7 protein-coding genes are annotated in these 7,966 nt (G+C 24.6%); 2 read left to right on the plus strand and 5 right to left on the minus strand.

What is annotated here, in order from left to right; translation table 11 throughout:
* The coding region (locus tag Q0J90_RS04000; protein WP_297276682.1) for a DUF4132 domain-containing protein at positions 1 to 1,073 on the plus strand (1,073 nt) is incomplete at its 5' end.
* A 197-nt stretch (positions 1,074 to 1,270) separates the two neighbouring features.
* On the opposite strand, the gene Q0J90_RS04005 is transcribed toward Q0J90_RS04000, so the two are convergent.
* The 3 genes from Q0J90_RS04005 to Q0J90_RS04015 all read right to left on the minus strand — a co-directional run bounded on the left by Q0J90_RS04005 (position 1,271) and on the right by Q0J90_RS04015 (position 5,000).
* Positions 1,271 to 3,673: a hypothetical protein gene (locus tag Q0J90_RS04005; RefSeq protein ID WP_297276683.1), complete on the minus strand. Its 2,403-nt coding sequence runs from the start codon at positions 3,671 to 3,673 to the stop codon at positions 1,271 to 1,273.
* A 173-nt stretch (positions 3,674 to 3,846) separates the two neighbouring features.
* Entirely contained in the window at positions 3,847 to 4,581 is a 735-nt protein-coding gene (locus Q0J90_RS04010) for a Bax inhibitor-1/YccA family protein (protein WP_297276684.1), read from the minus strand.
* A gap of 131 nt (positions 4,582 to 4,712) precedes the next feature.
* Positions 4,713 to 5,000 (minus strand): hypothetical protein, encoded by a 288-nt coding sequence (locus tag Q0J90_RS04015; RefSeq protein WP_297276685.1) that lies wholly within the window; start codon positions 4,998 to 5,000, stop codon positions 4,713 to 4,715.
* 209 nt (positions 5,001 to 5,209) lie between these two features.
* Between Q0J90_RS04015 and Q0J90_RS04020 the strand changes: the two genes are divergently transcribed.
* Positions 5,210 to 6,382 (plus strand): NAD(P)-dependent alcohol dehydrogenase, encoded by a 1,173-nt coding sequence (locus Q0J90_RS04020; protein WP_297276686.1) that lies wholly within the window; start codon positions 5,210 to 5,212, stop codon positions 6,380 to 6,382.
* Positions 6,383 to 6,442: 60 nt separating this feature from the next.
* Here Q0J90_RS04020 and Q0J90_RS04025 read toward each other — a convergent pair whose 3' ends face one another.
* Both Q0J90_RS04025 and Q0J90_RS04030 read right to left on the minus strand, forming a co-directional pair.
* The gene (locus Q0J90_RS04025; protein ID WP_297276687.1) at positions 6,443 to 7,048 is read right to left on the minus strand and encodes a rubrerythrin family protein; all 606 of its coding nucleotides are present in this window, start codon (positions 7,046 to 7,048) and stop codon (positions 6,443 to 6,445) included.
* A gap of 64 nt (positions 7,049 to 7,112) precedes the next feature.
* Entirely contained in the window at positions 7,113 to 7,874 is a 762-nt protein-coding gene (locus Q0J90_RS04030) for a hypothetical protein (protein ID WP_297276688.1), read from the minus strand.
* Positions 7,875 to 7,966 lie beyond the last annotated feature (92 nt).

The following is a 7,966-nucleotide window of genomic DNA, read 5'->3' on the forward strand; positions in this document are numbered from 1 at the left end:
GTGGCTATGAAGCATTAGAAGAAATATACAAAAAAGACGGCGAATCAAAATTATTTTTTAAAATACTATCTTTAAATAAAGAAAATGAATACACAATTAAAATATTATTTAATATATATAATAATGCTAAAAAAATGGCAACAAAAAACAATGCTTTAGATGTTTTGATAGAAATTGCAAAAGATAAAAAAATTCCTTTTTACAATTTAGAATTGAAATATAATTCAAATATTGGCTTTGACAAAAACAGCGAAAAGATTCTTGATGAAAATTATAAATTAATACTAAACAATGATTATTCTGTAACTATATTTGATATAAAAGAAAGTAAAATATTAAAATCTATTCCAAGAAATTTAGATGAAAACAAAAAACAAAATATAAAACATATAAGGGAACAAGTTTCTAATATTATAAAAAAATTCTCGTATATATTAAATCAATTACTCATTGCAGGAGATAAATACGATTATGATTTTTTCAAAGAGATATTTATTGATAACCCAATAATGAATAAATTTGACTTATCTCTTATATGGAGTTTATACGACAATAGTAATAATTTTATAACTACATTCAGATATTCATGCGATGGAAGCTATACAAATAGTAATGATGAAGAAGTAAAAATTAATAATGATGCTTTTATTAGTTTAGCAAGTCCAATTGATATGGAAGAAGAAACAATTACAAAATGGAGACAGCAATTACAAGATTATGAACTGTCTCAGACTATAAATCAATTAAGCATAATAAATATTGATAAAAATAATTTAGAAAATGAAATAGATAAACTTCAAAATATAGAAATTGCTTACGGTACTTTCAAAGCATTTGGAATGAGATATGGTATGTTTCCTTTATATACAGAATATAGAACAATTAAAGAATATACTTTAAAACTTGATGATGGAGATACTTTTACAATAAAAGCTCAAATTGATTGTGAAGCTGATTATAAAGATAAAGTTAAAATAAATATTGAATTTAAAAATAATGAAAATAAAGAAGTTTCAAAAAGATTTATATATACTTTATTAATATTTATGATATGGGATTTTAGACTTAATTAAATAACTAAGGTTTACATTACTTTATAAAAAGCATTTAATCTTTTTTATTAATCTATTTAGCCAGCCCACCCGCCCCAAATAAAATTTATAATGCAAATAAAAAAGCATCATAAATCAATATGCATGCTTTTTAAAATTAATTATAGAGTTTTATTTCTATAGTATTTAATTATATAAACCACATAAAATAAAATTACCTAATCAAATTTCCTGTCTATACTTCTCATTAAGTCATTTCTTACATCATTCCAATATTTGTAATATGTTGTATCTCCTCCTAAAAAAGACGGCAAGAGACCAATTAAACCATCCTTATCTATTTTATCACTAGAATAATGAACTATTTCATTAGCTAACTCTAAAGCTTCTTTTCTTTCTATACTCCTATTTTCAATAGCATTTTCAAGCTGCTTATAAAATTTTTCTAAATATTCATGTCTTTTTTTAGTTAGCTCATAATCATTGAGTATTATATCTTTCCATAAATTCCTACGATATTGAGTATCACTTAAATTTGTATAATAATAATTTATTTCGCTTCTTAAATTATGCACTATATAGATATAATTAGCGTAATCAATATCTTTTTCAAGTGAAGAATCAAATTCTGATTTCAAAGCATTTAATTTTTCTCTGTATGGAAGTTCAAATTTAAGCTGATCTAACTCTTTGCCTCGTTGCTCCCTCTTATGATTCCAATATTCATAATAAGTTTTAACATCATCTTTTTTTTCTTCAGAATAATGAACTATTGTAGGAATTTCTTTTTCCATTTCTTCTATAGTCATTGAGGCATTTATCAAGTTGTGATCCAAATCAAGTAAATATTTATCCCTCTTTGTATCAAGTCTTTTTCTTAATTCCTGCATTCTTTGAATCATAAATTTTTTGCCAACTTCATCAAAATAAATATCTTTTGTGTCGAATACAAATATATCTTTATCTTCATAAAGATTCCTTTCCTCTCCTTTAGCAGCACCAATAAAATTTTTACCTGCTTGCCATATTGAATTAACTACTTCTCCAAGTGCAGTACCTAAATTTTCAATGCCTTCTTTAACATCTGTATTTTTTACTTTATACCAAAAATATTGATTTATCCCTAAAATTTTATCAAATACAAAAATAAATTCTTTATACATCAAATTATAATTATTAATATTCATTTCTTCATTTATCATAATTTCAAAATTATTTATTATATTCTCTAAAAGTTTTTGATATTCTTCCTGTCTAAAATTATTTAAATATTCTTTCTCGCTTATTATATTAATATTTGGTATGCTTGAAATAGTGATATAAGCACCTATATAATTTGTTTTATCTATTAAATAATTTATACGATTTCTAAATGAATTAGATACAGAATTTCCGATGATTTGATTATAGCTTTGTGCATACTGCGGAATATTTTTTATAGATTGATTATAAACAGGAACTAAATTTCCTATTATGTAAGAGAAATTAGTATTATTCATTTCTAATTTATTTCTTTTTTCAAATGAATTGGTCATACTGCTAATCAATCTGTCAAACTCTGCCGTTTTTGTAGTTTGATATCTACTTTTGTATATAAGTGCCAAGTTATTTTCTATATTGTTATTTCTGTCAAATACTCTTAAATAATCTTCTTTATTTATCAAATCAGTATTTTCTTTTTTGAATGCTGTTATAGATCTCCTATCAGTAATATGGTCCCATTCTGTAAAAAGAACCATAACTATAGATATAGATACAGGTATTAATACAGCTATAGTTCTATAAAAAAAGTCAACCTGTTTGTATGTTTTTGCTATCATAACAGAAAGTACTCTAGCAGAATAAGTGTATAAAATAAAAAGTACAATTAAAAAAACTACAAGGAGAACTACTAATATTATATTAAAAATGACATCATCTATCATTTGTAATCCAGTTTGTATGGAATCTGGAATTATTGTAGTATAAATAGTTGAAACACCATACTTTACCATATCAGCAAACTTTTCAAAAAAAGTTGTAGGTGCCGGCTTAGGATTATTTAATGTGCCTTTTAATCTTATAAAAAAGTATATTTCAAATGCTAATATAATAAGTATATTAAATATATGAAAATTAATAAATTTAGTTTTATTTAAATATTTCCATCTTTTTAATATTCCAATTTTTTTATCTTTTTCATCTATTTCAGCTTCTTTAACTTCCTTAGATTTTTTATTATCAGTAATAGTATTTTTTTCATTTATAACGATTTCAGTATTTTGAGGTTTTATTTTATTATAATATAGCTCTTCTATTTCATTTGCTCTGCTGTCGCTTATAGATAATCTATTTTTTTTATTATTTAAATTAATTCTTTCACTCTCGGATATTATTCCGTCATCCATCATTTTTATATATTCTTTATAATATCTCCTTTCAGAATCATTTTTCAATTCTTCCATAGAAGATATTTGTTCATCTCTTGCAAGTTTTTCTAACTCTCTTGCTCTTTCATCAGATATTTTATTATCAATTTTTGATTCTTTGAGATGTTCTTTCATATCACTATCTATAAAGCCAAATCTCATGGCATCAAGTACATCATAATAATATTCTTTTTCATTAACATCTAATTCCATAATATTTCCAATTACATTAATATAAATGAATTATACTATTTTTAATTTAAAAATTAAAGTCTCTAATTATTACTTAATAATTAGAAATAAAAAATAATTTTAAAATTATAATGCAAATAAAAAAGCATGCATAAATAATATACATGCTTTTAATTTCTTTAATTATATGATTTTTAATCTCTGCTTCTTATTTTAGATAAAAGCTTTAATATATCCAAATAAAGCCATACCAAAGTAACAAGAAGTCCGAAAGCAGCATACCATTCAAAGTATTTAGGCATATTATACTGCTCACCTTTCTCCATAAAGTCAAAATCCAAAAGTAAATTAAATGAAGCAATAAGAACTATTACAATACTTATTCCAATGCTTAAAGGACTTGAACCATATAAGAAAGGAATTCTAGCACCAAAGAATGACATTATAAAATTAGCTAAATATACAAGACCTATACATAATGTGGATACAGTTATTACACTTCTAAATTTTTCAGTTACTCTTATTATTCTAAATCTGTATAATACCAACATTATAAATAAATCTAAAAAAGTAAGAAATACAGCCTGAACAACTATACCTTCATAAGCAGCATTAAAAACATAAGAAACAGCACCTATACCAACTCCTTCAAGTATAGCATAAAGTATAGAAAATACTTTAGCCAATTCTTTTTTGAAAGTCATTATCAAAGCTAAAACAAAAGCACCTATAGATGATACTAAAGCAGCAGGATAAAGAAGTCCTGGATTAGCAGCCAAAACAAAGAATACACTTACCATAGCTGAAAGTATCAATACTAATGTAAGTATTATTGATTTGTTAATTGCTCCATTAACAGTCATTGTGTTTTCATTTTCATAACTTGATGCATAATTAAATGCCTTATCTGATAAAACTGGATTTGCCATAATTCAAAAACCTCCAAAATTGTTTTTATTTGATTTACTATTATATAATAAGTTAAATAAAATACTAGTGTCAAGTAATATTTCTTTTTATATAAAACAAATATTATACTTTAATAATAAAAAAATTAAATTCATTTATTTTTCTCATCTTCTGCTATTTTCCTTACAATAAGTATACCAATTAAAGCCAAAATAAGTAATATAAGTTTATGAAGAATTGCTGTTATTAGCTGAGTTATTATAAATGCTATTAAAAAAGATACAGCATATTTAGAAAAAGTATTCGGAAGGAAAGAAACATTTTCTAATTTGAGATTATAAATAAGAATAGTAAGAGGTATAACAATTATAATAGTAAATATAGAAACTGATAATATAGAAAATGACTTAATTTTTTTATTGACTTTTTCGTTTTCCATTTTTCAAAAACCCCCAAAATTGTTTTTATCTAATTTATTATATAATAACAAAATAAAAATACTATAGTAAAGTATATAAAAATAACTAACTATTTTGATATACTTTAATAATCCATATTAAAAAAACTAAATATATTGAAATTAACATATAGAATTTAGTTAGATAATATAATATAATTTAACAATATATTTATAAATGGAGGTAATAAATGAAGAAAGCCATACTAACAACTATTGCTGTAATATTATATACTCTTTCATTCAATAACTATTTGAATGCACAAACACAAAAATCGGCAGAATCTTATATTAATGAAGACGGAAGAGTTAAATCAAGAGGTTTTGCTGCCGTTTCATCAGATATGAAGTTTCAATATCATGAATTTACAAGACATCCGGTAGGAAAAAAAGATGTTTTAATAGAAATATATTATGCCGGAATATGCCATAGCGATATACATGTTGTAGAAGGCAAGTCAAGTAATACTCCTCTTGTAGTAGGACATGAAATAGCCGGAAGAGTAGTAAAGGTAGGAGATGAAGTTACAAAGTTTAAGGTAGGAGATTTTGCAGGTGTTGGATGTATGGTTAATTCATGCGGAAGATGTGAAAGCTGTTTAGATAATCAAGAACAGTATTGTTGGAACAGAGCTGTTTATACTTACGGCTCAAGAGATAGATTTCACGGCAATGAAATTACTCAAGGAGGATACTCTGATAATATAGTTGTATCAGAAGATTTTGCAATTCTTATACCTAATAATGCTCAATTGGATAAAGTAGCTCCTCTTCTATGTGCAGGTATTACAACATATTCTCCAATAAAAGCAATGAATGTAAAAAAAGGAGACAGAATAGGTATAGCTGGTTTCGGAGGACTTGGATCTATGGCTGTAAAATATGCTGTTAAATTAGGGGCAGAAGTTACTGTTTTTGATATAACAGAAGATAAAAGACAGGATGCTGCAAATATGGGAGCAGTAAAATATATTAATGTAAATAATCCGGATGAATTAAAAAATACTGACAACAGCCTTAATTATATTATAAGCACTATACCTGCATATTATGATGTTAATATGTATATGCGTATGCTTAAAAGAGGCGGAACTATGTGTTTATTGGGGCTTCCTAGAAGTTCAAAAATGCCTACACTTACTGCTATGATTGGACAGCATGGAAGCAAAAAATTATTCGGTTCATTAATAGGCGGAATAAAAGAAACTCAGGAAATGATTAATTATTCAGTAGAAAATAATATATATCCTAACGTAGAAATAATAAAAGCAGATGCACAAGCAATATCTGATGCATATAAAAATGTTATTGACGGAAAAGTTAAATTCAGATACGTAATAGATATGAGAACTATAAGCAAATAAAAATAATTCTATATAAAAAAGGCTGATAGTACAAAACTTTCAGCCTTTTATTTTTATTAATTACTTATATTCTTTAAATGTATTTTTATCACGTCCGCATATAGGACATTTATCAGGTGAAGAATTAGTCTCTACATAACCGCAATTTTCACATAAATAATATTTATCTATTATTGCTCTATTATTTTCTAAATCATTCATAGCCTTAGTAAATAAAGCATTATTTGATTTTTCTACTTGAATTATTCTATTTAATTCATTTGACATTTCTTTTTTATTATCTTTATTTACTATTTTTAATAACTCAGGATACATTTTAGTATATTCATAAGAAGTCATTGATATTGCCACTTTTAGATTTTCAATATCTGTTCCAACTTTAGGATCAATTACTTGAGTTTTTAAAATAGTATCTGTTATCTTTTCTTGAATAGATACATCATACAAAATATTAGCATGACAAGATTTTGAATCAGAAATGACTTGGAATAAATTAATCAAAGCCTTATTTTTAGAAGCCATAGAAAATTTTGCATACATGAAAGATGAATTAATGTCATTACTATAAGCTTCTGATACAGCTTCTAAAGTAGTTTTAACTGTTTGTGAATATAAAAAAGAACTGCAAATAGAAAAAATAGAAATAAGCAATAATTTTTTTAACATAAAGATTACTCCATATTTGTTATTAATTTAACATTAAAACATTTTATTATTTATTTTGTTAAAATTAATTTCCAAATTTTAATCCCAAATTAAAAGAGATTTCTAAACTGCTGAAACCATATTTATTTATAAAACTGCTGAATAATGGAGTTCCTAATTGACTGTCAAGATAATTAATATCATAAAATATACCAAAATCATAAGTAATATTAACACCAAATAAAAATGCCACATATTCATTAAAATAAAAATAATCATCAATCTGCAATTTTATATATGGTATAATAGGATAAGTAAAATTTTTATTTATATCATCAAAAGAAAGTTTTTTATCTGCTCCTGTATTATCAATATAACTTTCTGCAGTTCCTCCAAAAGGTATTTTCATTCCAAAACCAATACCTATGCTTAATATAGTTTTTATGTTATAATCCGGACTTATTGAAGTTAGCCAATCTTTCAAATCTATATTTAATTTAGGCATAATACCTACTAATAATGTATCAAATGCCAAAGTATCTTTAAAATCCATAGAAGAATAATAATATGATGCTGAAAAAGTTTGTCTGTAATATCCAAACTCTGTTAGAAGACTTATTGAATATTTTCCATCTTTTATAGAAAATTTATGTCCAAAATTTCCTATAACTCCTGCAGAAAAACTGCTTTTTCCTTTAATATCATTCACATTAACATTTTTTGTATCCAAAATAGGAAATGTTGCTGTAAAAGATAACGGAGCGTATATACTAGCATCAAATTGTGAAAATAAAACATTTGCAAAAAATAATAAAAATGACACCGTTATAAAAAACAATTTTTTCATATCTTATATCCTGTTAATAATTAAGTTATTAAAATTTTTAATAACATATCCCGCCCTTTATTCTTTATTTAATTTATAAGAATTTTTAATTT

Source organism: uncultured Brachyspira sp. (genome assembly GCF_944390595.1).
GTDB lineage: Bacteria > Spirochaetota > Brachyspiria > Brachyspirales > Brachyspiraceae > Brachyspira.

Bases quoted from the DNA above. Each gene is read 5' to 3' on its own strand.
- Q0J90_RS04015 (WP_297276685.1), bottom strand. From the start codon at position 5,000: ATGGAAAACGAAAAAGTCAATAAAAAAATTAAGTCATTTTCTATATTA.
- Q0J90_RS04030 (WP_297276688.1), bottom strand. From the start codon at position 7,874: ATGAAAAAATTGTTTTTTATAACGGTGTCATTTTTATTATTTTTTGCA.
- Q0J90_RS04010 (WP_297276684.1), bottom strand. From the start codon at position 4,581: ATGGCAAATCCAGTTTTATCAGATAAGGCATTTAATTATGCATCAAGT.
- Q0J90_RS04025 (WP_297276687.1), bottom strand. From the start codon at position 7,048: ATGTTAAAAAAATTATTGCTTATTTCTATTTTTTCTATTTGCAGTTCT.
- Q0J90_RS04005 (WP_297276683.1), bottom strand. From the start codon at position 3,673: ATGGAATTAGATGTTAATGAAAAAGAATATTATTATGATGTACTTGAT.
- Q0J90_RS04020 (WP_297276686.1), top strand. From the start codon at position 5,210: ATGAAGAAAGCCATACTAACAACTATTGCTGTAATATTATATACTCTT.